This window comes from Rhizobium sp. MHM7A (assembly GCF_005862215.1).
GTDB lineage: Bacteria > Pseudomonadota > Alphaproteobacteria > Rhizobiales > Rhizobiaceae > Rhizobium > Rhizobium bangladeshense.
This window is the reverse complement of the sequence record NZ_VCHT01000011.1, coordinates 227841-243818: the sequence shown is the minus strand read 5'-3', so window position 1 is coordinate 243818 and position 15978 is coordinate 227841. Positions and strand designations below refer to the sequence as shown.

General features: G+C 61.7%; 15 protein-coding genes and 1 pseudogene. 8 read left to right on the top strand and 8 right to left on the bottom strand.

Annotated features, from left to right (window positions below; translation table 11 throughout):
- Positions 1 to 170: 170 nt before the first annotated feature.
- The 6 genes and pseudogenes from FFR93_RS29380 to FFR93_RS29355 form a co-directional block, all read right to left on the bottom strand.
- Positions 171 to 1094, bottom strand: a complete 924-nt coding sequence (locus FFR93_RS29380) for an ArsR family transcriptional regulator (RefSeq protein WP_138395735.1) — start codon at positions 1092 to 1094, stop codon at positions 171 to 173.
- A 329-nt stretch (positions 1095 to 1423) separates the two neighbouring features.
- On the bottom strand, positions 1424 to 2143 hold the full coding sequence (locus FFR93_RS29375; protein WP_138395734.1) for a hypothetical protein: 720 nt from the start codon (positions 2141 to 2143) through the stop codon (positions 1424 to 1426).
- Positions 2140 to 2568, bottom strand: a complete 429-nt coding sequence (locus FFR93_RS29370; protein ID WP_138395733.1) for a heme-binding protein — start codon at positions 2566 to 2568, stop codon at positions 2140 to 2142. The genes FFR93_RS29375 and FFR93_RS29370 overlap by 4 nt, the downstream gene beginning before the upstream one ends.
- Before the next feature lie 2 nt (positions 2569 to 2570).
- The gene (locus tag FFR93_RS29365; RefSeq protein WP_138395732.1) at positions 2571 to 3290 is read right to left on the bottom strand and encodes a hypothetical protein; all 720 of its coding nucleotides are present in this window, start codon (positions 3288 to 3290) and stop codon (positions 2571 to 2573) included.
- Positions 3291 to 3314: 24 nt separating this feature from the next.
- Positions 3315 to 4145: pseudogene (locus FFR93_RS29360) on the bottom strand (alpha/beta hydrolase).
- A 147-nt stretch (positions 4146 to 4292) separates the two neighbouring features.
- Positions 4293 to 5276, bottom strand: a complete 984-nt coding sequence (locus FFR93_RS29355; RefSeq protein WP_138395731.1) for an MDR family oxidoreductase — start codon at positions 5274 to 5276, stop codon at positions 4293 to 4295.
- Positions 5277 to 5397: 121 nt separating this feature from the next.
- On the opposite strand from FFR93_RS29355, the gene FFR93_RS29350 reads away from it, so the two are divergent.
- Positions 5398 to 5799: a helix-turn-helix domain-containing protein gene (locus tag FFR93_RS29350; RefSeq protein ID WP_092751161.1), complete on the top strand. Its 402-nt coding sequence runs from the start codon at positions 5398 to 5400 to the stop codon at positions 5797 to 5799.
- A 202-nt stretch (positions 5800 to 6001) separates the two neighbouring features.
- Here FFR93_RS29350 and FFR93_RS29345 read toward each other — a convergent pair whose 3' ends face one another.
- Positions 6002 to 6760, bottom strand: a complete 759-nt coding sequence (locus FFR93_RS29345) for an IclR family transcriptional regulator (protein ID WP_138395730.1) — start codon at positions 6758 to 6760, stop codon at positions 6002 to 6004.
- A gap of 131 nt (positions 6761 to 6891) precedes the next feature.
- On the opposite strand from FFR93_RS29345, the gene FFR93_RS29340 reads away from it, so the two are divergent.
- From FFR93_RS29340 to pcaF, 3 genes are read left to right on the top strand one after another with little or no spacing between them, the layout of a single operon-like run.
- Positions 6892 to 7599: a 3-oxoacid CoA-transferase subunit A gene (locus FFR93_RS29340; protein WP_138395729.1), complete on the top strand. Its 708-nt coding sequence runs from the start codon at positions 6892 to 6894 to the stop codon at positions 7597 to 7599.
- Positions 7596 to 8285: a CoA transferase subunit B gene (locus FFR93_RS29335; RefSeq protein WP_138395728.1), complete on the top strand. Its 690-nt coding sequence runs from the start codon at positions 7596 to 7598 to the stop codon at positions 8283 to 8285. The genes FFR93_RS29340 and FFR93_RS29335 overlap by 4 nt, the downstream gene beginning before the upstream one ends.
- A gap of 10 nt (positions 8286 to 8295) precedes the next feature.
- Positions 8296 to 9501 carry a 3-oxoadipyl-CoA thiolase gene (gene pcaF / locus FFR93_RS29330; protein ID WP_138395727.1) on the top strand — a complete coding sequence of 402 codons (1206 nt, stop codon included), beginning with the start codon at positions 8296 to 8298 and terminating at the stop codon, positions 9499 to 9501.
- A gap of 59 nt (positions 9502 to 9560) precedes the next feature.
- Here pcaF and FFR93_RS29325 read toward each other — a convergent pair whose 3' ends face one another.
- Entirely contained in the window at positions 9561 to 10499 is a 939-nt protein-coding gene (locus FFR93_RS29325; protein ID WP_138395726.1) for a transglutaminase domain-containing protein, read from the bottom strand.
- Positions 10500 to 10761: 262 nt separating this feature from the next.
- Here FFR93_RS29325 and FFR93_RS29320 point away from each other — a divergent pair, with 262 nt between their 5' ends.
- From FFR93_RS29320 to glgX, 4 genes are all read left to right on the top strand, one after another.
- Complete coding sequence (locus FFR93_RS29320) at positions 10762 to 11244, top strand: N-acetyltransferase (protein ID WP_138395725.1); 483 nt, start codon at positions 10762 to 10764, stop codon at positions 11242 to 11244.
- A 135-nt stretch (positions 11245 to 11379) separates the two neighbouring features.
- Positions 11380 to 12594, top strand: coding sequence for an MFS transporter (locus FFR93_RS29315; protein WP_138395724.1), 1215 nt, complete (start codon positions 11380 to 11382; stop codon positions 12592 to 12594).
- A 321-nt stretch (positions 12595 to 12915) separates the two neighbouring features.
- Entirely contained in the window at positions 12916 to 13710 is a 795-nt protein-coding gene (locus FFR93_RS29305; RefSeq protein WP_064707228.1) for an SDR family oxidoreductase, read from the top strand.
- Positions 13711 to 13812: 102 nt separating this feature from the next.
- Positions 13813 to 15969 carry a glycogen debranching protein GlgX gene (glgX, locus tag FFR93_RS29300; protein WP_138395722.1) on the top strand — a complete coding sequence of 719 codons (2157 nt, stop codon included), beginning with the start codon at positions 13813 to 13815 and terminating at the stop codon, positions 15967 to 15969.
- Positions 15970 to 15978 lie beyond the last annotated feature (9 nt).

Here is a 15978-nt window from a genome sequence, read left to right as displayed (position 1 = left end):
CCTCTAACTTGATATCAGCAATGCCGATCTGTCAACCAAGTTCCGGATTTAATCATACTAATAGAAAATCGGCGTAAAATCATTTTATTTCAGCAGGTTGCAGTAATTCAGCCATTGCTGAAATCGGAAATAATCGCGTTATTTAAATCAGGATTTCCGATATCATTTATTCAGACGTGCAGCCGCATGAGGATGTCGCGGCCGTGATTGCCGAAGCCGCGGCCGAAGATGTTCACGCCGCCGGTATGGCCGGCATTCTCGGCGATGCCGACCCGCAGCCGGATGGAGGAATGCTGGCCGAGCGCCAGATCGCTGAGCGTCACATTCGAGGCCGCCACCCCGTCGATGAAGGTGCCGCGCGTCGAAATCCGCCAGGTCTTCATCATTCCATATTGCGAGCCCTCGAGCTTCCACCAGGCCGGCGTGAAGGCGCCGCGCTTGTCGCCGTAATCGCCGGGTGACGTCCAGGTGCCGATCGCCATGCCGTTGACCCAGAGCGTGATGTCGGACGGCCAGTCCGGATTGGTGCCGGGCACCTCGGACGATAGCTCCAGCGCAAATTCGATGGCGCGTATATCCTTGTTCAACACCTTGGCATTGTTGGGAAATTTATATTCGACATAGCCCCGACCGAACCAGACGAGCCCGGCCTGCATGCGCTGCGGATCGAGGAAATAATCCGGCACATCGAGCGGGCCGATGACGCTCTCGGTCGAGCAGAGACCGCAGGGCGCGTGCACGTCGCAGCTCGTATAGAGCCCCACCGGCATCTCCACCTCGATGATATTGTTCGCTCGCTGCGCCGCACTTTCCTCGAAGCTGATCAGGATTTCGCTATAGACGGCCGAGCAGATCTTCTGGTTCCCCTTGCGCGCCTTGGCGAGCCGCGAATCCACCAGCCCCGCATCTTCCAGGATCTGAATACCGGTGGCGACGGTGGATTGCGGAAGGGAAAGCGCCTGGGCGATATCGTTGATATTGAGCGGTCCCTTGGCGCAGAGCAGCTTCAGAATCTCGATCCTCGCCGGCGCCGAAAGCGCCCGTATCGCCTCCCCATTCTCCCCGGCGGCAATCGTCAAAAACGAGCGTTCCATCAGTTCCCCATGGTTTCCGATGAAATGATGTATATCGGAAATTATGATACGGCAAGTGGGAGGGAACGGTTAGAACGATTTTGCGATCGGCAAGCAGGTCTGGCATCGGCTGCCGATGTGGAATGTCGAACTCGTCGCGCCCCGCGGCGGCGGGCGGGAAGCGCATCGGCGAGGTTGCGCAATACCGGCTCCTTGATCGCAAGTGCCGTATTGCGATGTGCGAAGGTGATCGGCTGACCACCCGCCGGACCCGGTCCTTGTAGAAGATGCTGGTGCGTCCCTGAGATGATCGCACCGATGCCTCGGCTAGGTTGCGGCAGAGAAGCGCTTCATTCGAAGCGGAAGTCGGAAAGGTCGACCGATACGATCAGCGGCGCTGCCAGAGGTGTATTGTTCGAGCCGCGCGGGAAGATGCGCATCCTTGATGGGAGAGAAATTCCGTCGATCTCGACGTAATCGGTGAGATAGCGTGCAGCGGCATTGCGACCTTGGATGTCCACTTCATAGTCATGCCGGACCAAAAGCCCCTCGGGATTGAAGTAGAACGTCTGTGCCCTGCTATGGGTGGCGATATCGTCCGGGAAGCAGACGTGCAGACGGCGCCAGGTCTCTCCGTTTTCCTGCCAGGGCTCGATCTCATCAGAGACGACACCCGGCCGCTTCAGGATGAAGGGTGAGGTCAGATAGGTCCACATTGTGTAACCGGCAAAGTATGCCACTTGTGGATTGCTCCAGTGGGCTTCCATTTCATAACCTTCGAAGGAACTCCGTGGATCGACGAGTTCTTCGACGACGGCCCCGTCAGGAGTCTCTATCGCCACACGGCTCGGTGTGAACACGGAATGGTTCATGGTCGGGGCAAAGGGCCAATGCGAAACGCGTTCGTCCCTGAGGTCCACGCGAACATGACAATCTTCCAGGACCGTGGGCTTGCCTTTTAGGCCCCAGAGAATGCCCCCCTGATGCAGCTTCGCCGTCAGCGATGAAAAGGCGTTGAAACGGTCGAAGCCGCCGTGCGCCCGGATGGCAAGATCGACGAGATTGGTCATGATATCTTCCTGTCTGTTCTGTCCTTGAATGCTGCCACGGCGGCTTCAGCGATCGCGACATCCTGTTCGATGCGGCCACCGCTAATGCCGACAGCCCCGATGATGCTCTCTCCCGATCGCACCGGAAGCCCGCCGCCGAGAATGACGTATTTGCCGCCGGCCACATTGTTCACGGCGAAGAGAGGCTCTCCAGGCTGGATCATCGGGACGAAGGTTGCTGACGGCGCCTGGAAGGCGCGCGCTGTTTGCGCTTTTCCAACTGCGAGGTCGAAGCCTCCTGGCCATGCATCATCCATCCGCGCGGCGGCGATGAGATTGCCGCCCTGGTCGAGGACGGCAATGGTCGCCTTGACGCCAATTTCCCTGGCGCAAGTTTCAGCGGCGGCGATCATGTGTCGCGCGGCGCTTAGTTCAAGAAGCGTCATGTCTAACGGAGCTCAATGTCGGAGATGTCGATGGAGACGACCAGGGGTTCGGCAAGGCTGCTGCCATCCGGCTGGCGTGGATAGATGCGGCGTTCGGTGGGGAACCTGATGCCCTGCACCTCGACGTAGCCGCCGATGTAATGCGCTCCCGGCGTGTTGCCCGCGATTTCGACGTCGTAGTCGTGCCGCTTCAGAAGACCTGCCTCGTCTACATAGAGCGTTTGGACCGCGCTATGAGTGGCGACCGCGTGCGGAAACGTCACCTTCAGCCGATGCCATGTCTCGCCTTTCTCTTGCCAGTCGCCAGCCTCTTCGCTGACGACGCCGGGTTTGGCGAGCAGGAAGGGGATGTTGAAATAGGTCCACATGGCAATGCCTGCGAAATATGCGAGCTGCGGTTCCGACCACGCGGTCTCCAGCTTATGTCCTGCGAAGGAGCTGCGCGGATCGGAAAGATCCTCCAGAACCTTGCCGGACGAATCCTTGAGTGTAACGCGACCCGGTTCGAAGCGGCTGCTTTTGCCCTCCGGTCCGAACGGCGCATGGGAGGCCCATTCCTCACCAAGGCCGACGGTGACATTGGTCTCGTCGAGCTTGCCGCCGTGACCCTTCAGTCCCCAGAGAGCACCGCCTTGGCTCAGGTGAGCGCGCAGGGTGGAAAACGTCTTCCAGGTCTCGAGACCGCCATGAGCGTCGATGATCTTCTTTGCGAGAGCATTCATTATGGTTTCCTTTCAATTCGATTGTCACGTGTCGAGGAAGGTCTTCACATGCGCGACGAAGGTTTGCGCATATTGGAAGAGGGCCCCGTGCCCGGAATCCGGGTAGATGATCAGGGTGGCGTCGCTCATCGCCTTGAACATCTCGTAGGCATTGACCGATGGAAACATCGTGTCATCGCTTCCATGGACGATAAGCGTCGGCTGTTTGATCGCCTTCAGCAACCCGTGATCGGGATCCTGTTCAGCACACTATGCAATGATCGATCTCGCCTGCGGCTCGCTTATGGCTTCGCCGCTGTCGGGATCGCGGTCCTGCGTTCTGGCCAGCGCTCGGTTGACGAACGCCTCACCTGCGAGCTGGCTTTTCTTCGACGGCGTGAAAAACAGCGGTAGCCGGACATCTCTTGCGTTCTTGGCGAAAGCGCCCTCGACGACCTGCAGAAGATACTCTTCGCCGCCTCTGGGCGCGCTTCCCGCGACGATCATCTTGCGCACCTTTAACGTGGCGCGCGACGCCATGATCTGGGCGATAAATCCGCCGAGCGAGAAGCCCAGAAGATCGACCTCGTCGAAGCCCAGAGCTCTTATGAAGGTCTCGGCATCGGCCGCCTGCTGCCCGACATTGTCCGGGACAGTGCCGGAGGAAGCGCCAACACCGGCGTTGTCGAACACGATAATGTTCCGGTCGGTCGCCAACCCGTTGACGACTGCCGGGTCCCAGGAATCAATCGTCCCCGTAAAGTGTTGCAGCAAAATGAGCGGCGTTCCGGTATCCGGGCCGAGACGGCGATAGGCGAAGCGAATTCCGCCTGTTTCGAGATATTCCGTTGGTGCAGTTTCCAGGGAAACAGCCATTTCACTTCCTTTCAGCGTGGGGGATTGGTAGCGGACGGCGATAGCCCCGCCGGGATGGGCTCTGCGCCATGGCAGGGCGGGGCTCCTGCATGGCGGCTCATGGAATGTCGTCTCGGAGGAATGGTGCCGGCCCCTCAGCTCGGTCGGCTATCGGCTGACATCGACCAGGGTTCGCCCGCGGACATGGCCTGCCAGCATTTGGCTTACCACCTCGGGCACATCGGCGAGGCCAACCTCGGACGCGGTCGAGGCAAGCTTCCCGAGGTCGAGATCGGTGGCAAGGCGCTGCCACGCCCGCTCGCGAACGGCTCGAGGGGCGTATACGGAATCGATGCCTGCCAGCATTACCCCACGAAGAATGAAGGGAAGCACGCTCGCCGGAAGATCCCTGCCGCCGACAAAGCCACAGGTCGTGACAACGCCCACATAGGCTGTCTGTGCCAGGATGTTTGCCAGCGAGCGCCCACCCACTGCATCGATCGCCCCGGCCCAGCGCTCCGTTGAAATCGGGGGTCCCTCGGCGGAGATTGTCGACCTGTCGATCAATGAAGTTGCTCCGAGTCCCTTCAGGTAAGGCGCCTCGCTCGGCTTGCCGGTAGAGGCGACTACGCGGTAGCCGAGCTTCGAAAGGAGCGCGATGGCAATCGAACCTACGCCACCGGAGGCACCGGTAACCAAAATATCGCCACGCGCAGGCGAGATGCCGCCATGCTCAAGCGCAAGCACGCTTAGCATCGCGGTGAACCCGGCGGTCCCGATCGCCATCGCATCGCGCGTCGAAATCGATTGCGGCAACTTCACGAGCCAGTCGCCGGGAACTCGTGCCCTCTGGGAGAACCCGCCGTGATGCGTCTGGCCGAGGCCCCACCCGGTCGCGACGACCTTGTCGCCGGGTGAATAGCGCGGATCAAGAGAAGTCACGACCGTTCCGGCGAAGTCGATACCGGTTATGAGCGGAAAGGTTTTGATGATATCATGGCCGGCCAGCGCGATGGCGTCCTTGTAGTTCACCGTCGACCACTCGACAGCGACCGAGACCTCGTCCTCGGGCAGGAATTCATCCGAAACCGTCTCTACGGTGGCAGTCATGATATCACCGCTCTGCCTTGCGACAATTGCTTGAAAAGACACTCCGCGCTTCCTCGCTCGTGGACCACGGTGCCATTTAAGCTGATCTGGAAGTCGTTGAAAGAATGCACAATTACAGCCTATACTATCATGGATGTAAGTAAGGCGCTGAGAGGCAGCTGAGATGAGACCGAAGCGTTTGGAGCCCAAGAGCGGCTGTGCTGCTGAATTGACGATGTCGGTGATCGGCGGACTTTGGAAGCCCACAATCCTCGTCAACTTGCTCATGGGCAAGAAGCGGTTCATGGAACTGTGTCGCCTGATACCGGACGCCACGCATCGGGTATTGACGCTGCAACTGCGTGAGCTCGAAGCCGACGGATTGGTGACACGCCGCGTCTTTGCGGAGGTTCCGCCGCGTGTGGAGTACGAGGCGACCGAGCTGGCAAGATCGGTCGCACCAATTCTGGCGAGTCTGCGCGACTGGGGAAACGCATTCCGAGACAATCAGCAGAGGCTTCCCGAACTTGAACCCTATTGCCCGGCAGAAGAGTTGGAGGCGGCGACCGCCTCGGCAGCAAGCTGACCCGGAAAGGCTCCCGGCTTTTGGGATTTCGATATGGGGGCCTCAAGCCGCTCAGACGGAAGACTGATCGAGGACCTCCATCGAATGAGGTGGTGGGACCGAGTCTCACGCAGCTCTCATCGGTTTCGACCGAACAGAGGCCGATCTTCTGCACGCATTCCAAGGCAAAACCGCTGCGCAATTTTGCGGCGACTGCTTGCCGTCAGCGGCGCAGCAGCGGCCGTAGGGCCGCCTGCGTTTCCTTTAGCAGCGGCAGATAACGCTCCTTCATCTCGGCCGCCGACACGATGGCCGCCGGGGCGCCGATATTGATCGCCGCGACCGTCTCGCCACGGTGGTTTTCAACAGGCACGGCAATCGAGCAGAGGCCGATCTCCAGCTCCTGATCGATAATGGCGTAGCCTTCGGCGCGCACCCGGCGGAATTCTTCGATCAGTTCGTCCGGATCGGTCTTGGTATTGGGTGTGTTCTGCTTCAGCTCGCTCCTGGCGAGAATGGCGCGCGCCTCGCTCTCCGAAAGGGCTGATAGCAGCACCCGTCCCATCGAGGCGCAATAGGCGGGCAGGCGGCTGCCGGGGGTGAGATTGATCGACATGACGCGGCGCTGCGCGGCGCGGGCGATATAGACGATCTCTGTGCCGTCGAGCACCGAGGCCGAGGCGCTCTGGCCGGCTCTTTCCGAGAGAAGGTCGAGATGCGGCTGCAACAGCGCCGGCAGCGGCGTTGCCTGGAGATAGGCATGGCCGAGCCGCAATATCTTGGGCGTCAGCGTGAAGAACTTGCCGTCGTAATCGGCAAAACCGAGCTCGGCGAGCGTCAGCAGCGAACGGCGCACGGTGGCGCGGTCGAGCCCGGTCAGCTTCGAGGCCTCGGCGATCGACAGCCGCTGCCGTGTCTCGCCGAAGGCTTCGATGACTTTCAGGCCGCGGGCAAAGCCGCTGACGAAATCGGTTTCGCGCATGGGTACGATCCTCCACTCTATGTACCAGTTTGTGCGATATATGAACAAAAGTCAAATAACGCACAAACTATCTTGCCGCTGCGCCTGTAACATTTTATTTCTGATGCAAAGGGCAGGCTGAGGAGATCCCCATGGACAAGACAATCGGCAGCACGGCGGAGGCCGTTTCCGAGATCGGCGACGGTGCGACCGTGATGATCGGCGGTTTCGGCGGCTCCGGCGCGCCGATCGAGCTGATCCACGCCCTGATCGACAAGGCGCCCAAAGACTTGACTGTCATCAACAACAATGCCGGCAACGGCCGCATCGGCATCGCCGCAATGATTGATGCCGGCCTGGTCCGGAAAATGATCTGCTCGTTTCCGCGCTCCTCGGATCCACGCGCTTTCACCGACAAATATCTCGCCGGCGAAATCGAACTCGAGCTGGTGCCGCAGGGCACGCTCGCCGAACGCATCCGCGCCGGCGGCGCCGGCATCCCGGCTTTTTACACCCCGACCGGCTACGGCACCGAACTTGCCGAGGGCAAGGTGATCGCCGAATTCGACGGCCGCCATTATGTGCAGGAGCGCTGGCTGAAGGCCGACTTCGCGATCGTGAAGGCTCGGGTCGGCGACGTCCACGGCAACCTGACCTACAACAAGGCCGGCCGCAACTTCAATCCGCTGATGTGCATGGCCGCGGCCAAGACCATCGCCCAGGTCTCCTCCATCGTGCCGGCCGGCGGCATCGATCCCGAGCATGTGGTGACGCCGGGCATCTTCGTCGATCGCGTCGTCGCCGTCCCCGATCCGCAGCAGGAAGAAGAGCTCATCCGAGCCGGAGTGGCCTACGCATGACGATCGATATCAGGGACGACATCAAGCTTTCCAATGCGCAGATCGCCTGGCGCGCCGCTCAGGACATCGCCGACGGCGCCTATGTCAACCTCGGCATCGGCTTTCCCGAAATGGTCGCCCGCTATCAGCCGCCCGGCCGCCAGGCGATCTTCCACACCGAAAACGGCATTCTCAATTTCGGCGAGCCGCCTGTTGAAGGTGAAGAGGACTGGGATCTGATCAATGCCGGCAAGAAGGCGGTGACGCTGAAGCCGGGTGCGGCATTCTTCCACCATGCCGACAGCTTCGCCATGGTGCGCGGCGGCCATCTCGACGTCGCGATCCTCGGCGCCTATCAGGTCGCGGAGAATGGCGATCTCGCCAACTGGCGGGTCGGCAGCAAGGGCGTGCCGGCGGTCGGCGGCGCCATGGACCTGGTGCATGGCGCCAAGCAGGTCTGCGTCATCACCGAGCATGTCACCAAGACCGGCGAGCCGAAGCTGGTGGAGAGATGCACCTTCCCGCTGACCGGCGTCGCCTGCATCACCCGCGTCTATACGAGCCATGCCGTCATCGACATCGTCGAGGGGCGTTTCGTGCTGCGCGAGAAGCTCGCCGCCATGTCTCTGGAGGAATTGCAGGCGATGACCGGGGCGCGACTGAACGTCGATGGGCCGGTGGCCGATCTCGTCGTTCCGAAACTCTAAAGGGAAAGCCATGACCGAAGCCTTTATCTGCGACTATATCAGGACGCCGATCGGCCGCTTTGCCGGTTCGCTCTCGCAGGTGCGCGCCGACGATCTCGGCGCCATCCCGCTGAAGGCGCTGATGGCGCGCAACGGCGCCGTCGACTGGGAAGCCGTCGACGACGTGATCTTCGGCTGCGCCAACCAGGCGGGCGAGGACAACCGCAACGTCGCGCGCATGTCGGCCCTGCTCGCCGGCCTGCCGATCGCGGTGCCGGGCACGACGATCAACCGGCTCTGCGGCTCCGGCATGGATGCGGTGATCACGGCGGCGCGCACCATCCGCGCCGACGAGGCCGAGCTGATGATCGCGGGCGGCGTCGAAAGCATGTCGCGCGCGCCTTTTGTCATGCCGAAGGCCGAGACGGCCTTTTCGCGGGCTGCCGAAATCCACGACACGACGATCGGCTGGCGCTTCGTCAATCCTCTGATGAAGAAGCAATATGGCGTCGATTCCATGCCGGAGACCGGCGAGAACGTCGCCGAGGATTACAAGGTCAGCCGCGAGGACCAGGACGCCTTTGCGGTTCGCAGCCAGGCGAAGGCAGCGGCCGCCCAGGCGAGCGGACGGCTGGCGAAGGAGATCACCCCGGTGACCATCCCGCAGCGCAGGGGCGATCCGGTTGTCGTCGACCGGGATGAGCATCCACGCGCGACGACGATCGAGGCTCTGGCGAAACTTGGCACGCCCTTCAAGCAGGAAGGGGGCACGGTGACGGCGGGTAATGCCTCCGGCGTCAATGACGGGGCGGCGGCGCTGATCGTCGCCTCGGAAGCGGCGGCGCGAAAATATGACCTGACGCCGATCGCCCGCATCCTCGGCGGCGCGGCAGCCGCCGTTCCGCCACGGGTGATGGGCGTCGGTCCGATCCCGGCTTCGCGCAAGCTGATGGCCAGGCTCGGCATGACCCAGGAGCAGTTCGATGTGATCGAACTCAACGAGGCCTTTGCCAGCCAGGGACTGGCGGTGCTGCGCGAACTCGGCATCGCCGACGACGATCAGCGGGTGAACCGCAATGGCGGCGCGATCGCGCTCGGCCATCCCTTGGGCATGTCGGGCGCCCGCATCACCGGCACGGCGGCACTGGAGCTTGCCGAAACCGGCGGCCGCTATTCGCTGTCGACCATGTGCATCGGTGTCGGGCAGGGGATTGCGATCGCGCTCGAGAGGGTTTGAGCGCAAACTGAACGCCAAATATTGAGAGGCGCCGCATCTCCGGATGAAGGTGTCGCGCCTCAGCCCTCCAACGCGCTTTCCTGACGCCGTCGCAGCGAGTTGAAGACGGTTTGGGGAAGCCGTAGTTTGTTATCCTCGGAGAAACGCCGGCTCAACGCGTCGAAATCTGCATCTGGATCGGCCGTAATCAAAGCGACCTCGTCAAAGAAATCCAGTTCGGAATGCGAAAGCGTCGCATTCAATGCTGGTTGTGCTCCCCAAACATCCCAAGGCAGGACTTCGCGACCGCTGAGAGTGGCGAGATCTCGGATCAGGTTACCGGCGATGAACCACAGACCACGAAGCTTCTCAAATTCGACGCCGAACAGATTTGGATCGAGTTCTCCGCTGCGGCATCTGCGCCAGGCCTCGGAAGCGGTCAGGAATTGGGCACGCGGCACGTCATGGATGTCGAAACCAATTCCGAGCTTGCGGATGAAAACCTCGTCGAGCTGGCTGTCCAGCAGGGCCCAGCGCCCATCAGCCGCTTTCCAGTACTCACATACCCAATGATCCTCGAACTTGCCCGGATTGAAGTAGGTGGCGAAGCCTCCGCGGCCACGGGCGGGAATTCCGTGCTGCCGAAGGATTGCGACGGACAGCAACATGTAATGGCGGCAGATTCCGACCAGACGCTTCTCGGGCAGCCGGGCGACGGAGAGCGGACGGTCGTCGAGCACCAGCAACGCATCAAGCATCTTCTCCATCGGCCGGATGTGGCTTTCGCCGCGCCGCGCTTCGGGAACCTTGTAACCATAGAATGGTTCTGCGGCGTGCTCATAGATCAGCAAAGCCTGCGCCGTGCGGGCAACGCCGGCCGGATCGGACGGCAGTATATCGAGGAGCGCAGAATGGCGGCCGGGCGCGCTAAAGGCAGAATGCCCTGCATAATGTTCATACTTACAACGCTGCGCGCCGTCATTGCCCGCGCAAAGGGCGGAAAGGGTCTTGGCGTTCATGATAAACCTCCTGTGGGTGGACTGCCAGTACGCCTGTTCTGCCATGGGGTCTGAAGGGGTGCTTGATCCTGGTTGCTGACATTTGCGCCGTATTCGCCCTCTCCGCTCTCCATCTCAGGCCGCATCGCCGGCACAATGGCACTGAGCTTGTGCAGACCGCGCGCTGTCGGCAGGGTGCATCGTAACCAGCACTTTATAACTGGCCGCGATCTCTGCGCGCGCGCAACGTTGCGTGCCGCGATCTACTTCGATAAAAACCCGCATGCTGATCCGACCAGCAAACAACGATGACCGAAGCGCGATCTGGGGGATCATCGGTCCGACGATCCGCGCCGGCGAGACCTATGCGCTCGACCGCGACCTCTCCGAAGCCGATGCGCTCGCCTACTGGATGGGCGCAGACCGCGAGACCTTCGTCGCGGAAGTGGATGGCATTATCCTCGGCACCTATTACATCAAGGCCAATCAGGCGGGCGGCGGGCGCCACGTCTGCAATTGCGGCTACATGACCGATCCCGCCGCCAGCGGCCGCGGTGTCGCCCGCCGCATGCATGAACATTCGCTCGAACATGCGCGCTTGCGGGGTTTTCAAGCCATGCAGTTCAATTTCGTCGTCAGCAGCAATCGCCGCGCCGTCGCGCTGTGGCAATCCCTCGGCTTCGAAATCGTCGGCCGGCTGCCCGGCGTCTTCCTTCATCCGACCGAGGGCTATGTTGACGCCCTGGTGATGTTCCGCACTCTCTAAACGGCACGGTGGTAAAAAGATGTGAGGGCGCTGTCGAAATCGCAGCGGTTCAAACGTCTTTAATCGCAAGGCGCGGAAAAGCAGCGATCTGCTGCACGCGTCGCGATCACTCTGTCGGCATGGAGGTATGAAGCCATGAGTGTTTCCTATCGTTGGGTCATCGTCGCCGTTGGCGCCCTGATGTCGTGCGTCGCCATCGGCGCAATGTTCTCGCTGGCGATTTTCCAGGAGCCGATCGCCACCGCCACCGGCTGGTCGCATGTCGGGATTGCCAGCGCCATGACGCTGAATTTCATCGTCATGGGCGTCGGCGGCTTCCTCTGGGGTGCGGCAAGCGACCGTTTCGGCCCGCGCCTCGTCGTGCTGGTAGGGTCCGTGCTGCTCGGCCTGGCGCTGGTGCTCGCCAGCCGAGCCGGGACGCTCATCGAATTCCAGCTGACCTACGGCATTCTGGTCGGACTGGCCGCCAGCGCCTTCTTCGCGCCGATGATCGCGGCGACCACCGCATGGTTCGACGTGAACCGTGGTCTTGCCGTGTCGCTCGTCTCCGCCGGCATGGGGGTGGCGCCGATGACGATCTCGCCTTTCGCGCGCTGGCTGATCTCGGCCTACGAATGGCGGCCGGCCATGTTGATCATCGGCATCGCCACCTGGGTGCTGCTGGTGCCGGCCGCCCTGCTGGTCAGGCGCCCGCCTGCCGAGAGCGTCGATGCCGGCACCGAGTTTGCCGCGGAAGGCGCCCCGCCACAGCTGTTGAAAGTCTTCCGGTCGCCGCAATTCATCGTCCTCGGCCTGACCTTCTTTGCCTGCTGTGCGGCCCATTCCGGCCCGATCTTCCACATGGTCAATTATGCGACGATCTGCGGCGTCGCCCCGATGGCAGCCGTCAGCATCTACAGCGTCGAAGGCCTGGCAGGGCTGGGCGGCCGGCTGCTCTATGGCAGCCTCGCCGACAGGCTCGGCGTGAAGCCGGTCCTAGTCACCGGCCTGCTGGTGCAGGCGGGCGCACTCGCGACCTATCTCTTCGTCAGCGAGTTGACCGAATTCTATGCGCTCGCCATCGTCTTCGGCAGCGCCTATGGCGGCGTGATGCCGCTCTATGCGGTGCTGGCGCGGGAATATTTCGGCCAGCGCATCATCGGCACCGTCCTGGGGGCGGCGACGATGCTCTCCAGCCTCGGCATGGCTTTCGGCCCTCTGATCGGCGGCTGGATCTTCGACACTTTCGCCAATTATTCCTGGCTGTTCATCGGCTCTGCCATCGTCGGCCTCGGGGCGGCGGCAATTGCGCTCGCTTTCCCGCCTCTTGCCCGCCGGCAGCAGGAGGCGGTCTTGGGCGTGTCTTCTTGAGGAGTTGGAGATCGGTGAGGTCAGCATAAGAAACCCCCTCCTCACGAGGGTCCCACAAGGGGGAGGGGCTAGCGTGCTGCGTCAACATCCCTTCACCGTTTCATCTGCAGAAAGCTTGCTTCTTGGCACTATACAGTGTGCCAAGTTAGCCTCGCCCTCTCGTGGAGTGGGGTCTTGGGCAGGTCCGAGCCTGGCCGGCCGTGGCATCCCCGCTATGCAGTTCTCCCGCTTTCGTGCATTGCCCATGGCTGATTTCGCCTGATAGACTTCCCCCGTCTGTTTCATCACCTATGTCATTGGTTTTCGGGAGGCTGTCTGGCCATGGCAGAACTTGCTCAATTGCTCGCATCCATCAAACTGCCGGATCTTTCCGGCAAAGCCGTGCTGATCACCGGCGCATCGACCGGGATCGGCGCGGCCGTTGCCCGCGCCTTTGCGGCTCAAGGGGTCAAGGTCGGGGTGCATTACAATGCCAGCCGCGAACCGGCGGAGAGGCTCGCCGAGGAAATTCGCGCTGCTGGCGGCACGGTGCATCTGATCCAGGGCGACGTGTCGAGGGAAGGGGAGACCGACCGCGTCGTCGAGGAGACGGCCAAGACCTTCGGCCATCTCGACGGGCTCATCAACAATGCCGGCGGCATGCTGGGACGCAAGCCGACCTCGGAATATACCGACGCGCATTATGCTGCGGTCATGGACCTCAATGCCCGCTCGGTGCTCGCAGCCACGCGCGCGGCCCATCCCTGGCTGAAAAAACAGGGCGGCTTCATCATCAACACGACCTCGATCGCGGCCCGCAACGGCGGCGGCAACGGCGCGATCCTTTATGCGGCGTCCAAGGGCTTCGTCTCGACCATTACGCGTGGCCATGCCAAGGAATTCGTTGCCGACAGGATCCGCGTCAATGCCGTGGCGCCGGGCGTCATCGCCACACCTTTCCACGAGCGTTATACGGATGACGATCAGATGGAGCTGCAGCGCAGGTCGATCCCGATGGGTTTCGTCGGCACCTCGGAGGATTGCGTCGGCGCCTATCTCTTCCTCGCTTCGCCGACGCTCTCGGGCTATATCACCGGGCAGATCATCGAGGTCAATGGCGGACAGCTAATGCCATAAACGCCTCCGCCCGGCGCGCCGTGCCTCTTCCATTTCCTTGGGGAGGGAACTTTCAAACCATCTTCACGTTTCCCGCTTGGTCTTTTCATCTAGCGGGGCGCCATGAGCTTTTCATTTTCGGAACTCGACTTCCTCAAGCCGGAGCTGGGGGCGGAGTATACGGGTTCCGGCACTCATTTCGCCGTCTTCTCGGCTCATGCGGAACAGATCGAGCTCTGCCTGTTTTCACCCGACGGAAAGGATGAGATCGCCCGATTGCCCTTGCCCAAGCGCGAAGGCGACATCTGGTCGGGGTATATTGCCGGCATCGGACCCGGCACCGTATACGGCTATCGCGCCCATGGCCCATATGATCCCGGCGCCGGCCACCGTTTCAATCCTAACAAGCTGCTGCTCGACCCCTATGCCAAGCAGGTGACGGGTGAATTGCGGTGGCATGATGCGCTGTTCGGCTATCGGATCGGTGAGGATGATCTTTCCTTCGACGACCGTGACAGTGCGCCTTTCATGGTCAAGGGCATAGTGCAGGATCCCGACTTCGACTGGGCGGGTGAAGAGGCGATCCGCCGGCCTTGGCCCGAGACCATCATCTACGAGGCGCATGTGCGCGGCCTGACGATGACGCATCCAAAAGTGCCCGACCGGCTGCGCGGGACTTTTCTAGGCATGTGCAGCGATCCGATCATCGACCATCTCGTCAAGCTTGGCATTTCGGCGATCGAGCTCCTGCCGATCCAGTATTTCCTCGACGACCGTTATCTCGTCGAAAAGAAGCTAAGGAATTATTGGGGCTATCAGACGCTCGGCTTCTTCGCGCCGCAGGCGCGCTACCTCTCGAGTGACAAGATCACCGAGATCAAGACCATGGTGAAGCGGTTCCATGCCGCCGGCATTGAGGTCATCATGGACGTGGTCTACAACCATACGGCCGAAGGCAGCGAGAAGGGGCCGACGCTGTCTTTCCGCGGGCTCGACAATGCGAGCTACTATATCCTCTCTCCCGACGATCCCCGCCACACTTTCGATACCACAGGCACCGGCAACACGCTGAACGTAGCCAATCCGATGGTGATGCGCATGGTGCTCGACAGCCTGCGCTACTGGGTGGGCGTCATGCATATCGACGGCTTCCGCTTCGATCTCGCCAGCACGCTCGGCCGCCAGGATCTGGAATTCGACCGTCAGGGCCTGTTCTTCGGCGCGATCCGTCAGGATCCGATCCTTGCCGGCGTCAAGCTGATCGCCGAACCCTGGGATATCGGCGATGGCGGCTATCAGGTCGGCGGCTTCCCGCACCCTTTCCGCGAGTGGAACGACAAGTTCCGCGACGACGTGCGCCGCTTCTGGAAGGGCGACAATGGCATGGTGTCGGAGCTCGCGGCCCGCATCACCGGTTCGGCGCCGCAATTCAATCACTCCGATCGGGGAGCGACCTCCTCGATCAACCTTCTGTCGGCCCATGACGGCTTCACGCTGATGGATACGGTTTCCTTCGACGGCAAGCACAACGAGGCGAATGGCGAGGATAACCGGGATGGCCATTCGGACAATCATTCCGACAATATGGGCGCCGAGGGCGCGACCGATAATGCCGACATCAATGCGGCGCGGGCGCGGCGCCGGCGCAACATGATGGCGACGCTGATGCTTTCGCAGGGCGTGCCGATGATCCTGGCTGGCGACGAGCTCGGCAACAGCCAGGGCGGCAACAACAATGCCTATTGCCAGGATAACGAGATCGGCTGGACGGGCTGGGACGGTCTCGACGATCCCTTCCTCGATTTCTGCCGGCAGGCAGTCGCTTTCCGCAAGGCCCATCCGGTCCTGCGCCAGGAGCGATTCCTGACCGGCGAGACCAGCGAAGACGGGCGCATCGAGATCGCCTGGTACAAGCCGGACGGCAGTTTCATGGACGACGGGGCCTGGAATGACGATGGGTTGCAGGTGCTTGGCGTCTACGTTTCGAAGAGCGCGCACGCGCTCGATACCGAGAAGATGGACGATCTCTTCCTCGTCTTCAACGCCGGCGGTGATTGCGAAGTTCATCTGCCTGAGGTGAATGGACTGACGCAGTGGTCACGGGTTCTCGACACCGGGGCGGAGACCGGCGCCTTCGAGGTGCACGATCAGCAAAATCCCGTGATGGTCTACACGCAGAGCCTGGCCGTCTTCGCACCGACAGGCCAGACCCAACCGCCGGAAGGGGCGACCAAGGCCCAGCGCCGCAGGTGGTTTCAGTTCGGCCGCCGCGGCAAATAGCAGGTCGCC

Coding starts and splice junctions, on each gene's coding strand:
- FFR93_RS29305 (WP_064707228.1), top strand. CDS start 12,916: ATGGCAGAACTTGCTCAATTGCTCGCATCCATCAAACTGCCGGATCTT.
- FFR93_RS29320 (WP_138395725.1), top strand. CDS start 10,762: ATGCTGATCCGACCAGCAAACAACGATGACCGAAGCGCGATCTGGGGG.
- FFR93_RS29370 (WP_138395733.1), bottom strand. CDS start 2,568: ATGACGCTTCTTGAACTAAGCGCCGCGCGACACATGATCGCCGCCGCT.
- FFR93_RS29340 (WP_138395729.1), top strand. CDS start 6,892: ATGGACAAGACAATCGGCAGCACGGCGGAGGCCGTTTCCGAGATCGGC.
- pcaF (WP_138395727.1), top strand. CDS start 8,296: ATGACCGAAGCCTTTATCTGCGACTATATCAGGACGCCGATCGGCCGC.
- FFR93_RS29345 (WP_138395730.1), bottom strand. CDS start 6,760: ATGCGCGAAACCGATTTCGTCAGCGGCTTTGCCCGCGGCCTGAAAGTC.
- FFR93_RS29325 (WP_138395726.1), bottom strand. CDS start 10,499: ATGAACGCCAAGACCCTTTCCGCCCTTTGCGCGGGCAATGACGGCGCG.
- FFR93_RS29380 (WP_138395735.1), bottom strand. CDS start 1,094: ATGGAACGCTCGTTTTTGACGATTGCCGCCGGGGAGAATGGGGAGGCG.
- FFR93_RS29365 (WP_138395732.1), bottom strand. CDS start 3,290: ATGAATGCTCTCGCAAAGAAGATCATCGACGCTCATGGCGGTCTCGAG.
- FFR93_RS29315 (WP_138395724.1), top strand. CDS start 11,380: ATGAGTGTTTCCTATCGTTGGGTCATCGTCGCCGTTGGCGCCCTGATG.
- FFR93_RS29335 (WP_138395728.1), top strand. CDS start 7,596: ATGACGATCGATATCAGGGACGACATCAAGCTTTCCAATGCGCAGATC.
- FFR93_RS29350 (WP_092751161.1), top strand. CDS start 5,398: ATGAGACCGAAGCGTTTGGAGCCCAAGAGCGGCTGTGCTGCTGAATTG.
- glgX (WP_138395722.1), top strand. CDS start 13,813: ATGAGCTTTTCATTTTCGGAACTCGACTTCCTCAAGCCGGAGCTGGGG.
- FFR93_RS29375 (WP_138395734.1), bottom strand. CDS start 2,143: ATGACCAATCTCGTCGATCTTGCCATCCGGGCGCACGGCGGCTTCGAC.